The following is a 1289-nucleotide window of genomic DNA, read 5'->3' as shown; positions in this document are numbered from 1 at the left end:
TTCAGCAGCAGGTCGGATCCGAAGTCCCGCGCCTCGACCACCCGCAGCGCCTCTGCCGGGTCAGCCAGTTTCGGCACGATCAGGGAGCCAAAGTTCTTGGCCTGCTCGAACTGCCCCAGGGTCTCTCGTAGCTCATCAGTGAACAGATCCTCGCCCACCACAGTGGCCACGTCCTGCATCTCGGCCTCGGTAAAGGCCACATTCTGCAACACGCAAATGTCAGGCTTTGCCTCCATCCGCAGGAACCGCCGCCGCCCCAGCTTGCCGGCCGCCTTCATCGCCAGCGCAAAAGCCGCCAATGCCCCCGCGCGGTCGTCAATCTCCACCCCTGTCAGGTTGTGCGTCAGGATCAGCGCGGGGATCTCGGTCGCGTCATAGCCCTCTTCCTCGTAGATGGCATAGAGCAGGTCAAAGGCATAAGTCAGCATGTGACCCGAACCAGCGGCCGGGTCGCAGATGCGGATTTCTTCCGGCTTGGTGATGCGCAGGAAATCTGTTTCGGGCTCTTCCGGCGCGATGTAATAGTCCATCTTGGCCGCCAGTCCGCTGTGCGGATTGTTGAGCAGCCAGAGCCGCCCCAGCGAGTTCTCCACCAGATAGCGGACAATCCAATGCGGGGTGAAGAGCTGAGTGGCGGCCGGGATGTTCTCGGCTGTGATCTTCTGGTTCTTCTTTAGACCCGCGAAGACCTGATCCTTCTTCTCTGAGATATAGAACTGGTAGAGCCAGCCGATGATCTCAACGTCCTGGCACGCGTCTCCGGTCATGACCGTACGCATCTCGGCCAATACCGAACTGTTCGACAGCAGGTCATCCGGCATCAGCAGCTCGGAATAGTCATCGATGGCCTCGAACATGTAGGGCAGGGCGTTGTGAAGACGATTGCACTCATGCCGCAGCAAAGTGCGATACGCTTCAGACTGAGCATCGTTCGATGGAATACGTCCATCCAACAGCGCCATAATGCGATCCGGAGCGCCGTCCGGTAGATTGCCGGCTGCTGCTTCGGCTAGGATCTCTGGTCGCGTTGCCCCCTCAGCCGAAGAGACGACACGCACCTGATTGTAGCCGTTCATATCCATGAAGCGCAGGGCCGTGAACCGGTTGAACCAGGTATAGGCTACCTGTTCAATCACCGGCTGCTGGCCGTCACGGGCAATGGCCTGCTCAAGGTCTTTGACGGCCTGCGGACGTTCGCGCCGCTCCATGCTGCTTTCAGCAATAACGCGGTCCAGACGTGCCGACACCTGATCAATCAGCAGGTTGCGAGCCGCTTGAGCAAACTTCTT

Annotated in this window: 1 protein-coding gene; it reads right to left on the bottom strand. The window is 59.4% G+C overall.

What is annotated here, in order from left to right; translation table 11 throughout:
- Nucleotides 1–1289, bottom strand: a 1289-nt coding sequence (gene pglX, locus AC2FJB_RS22825) for a BREX-1 system adenine-specific DNA-methyltransferase PglX (RefSeq protein WP_496721246.1), incomplete at both ends; no start/stop codon positions are given.

The organism is Ruegeria sp. CDSC085, assembly GCF_059610465.1.
Note: the sequence above shows the minus strand (reverse complement) of the source record. Positions and strands in the feature narration are given on the sequence as shown.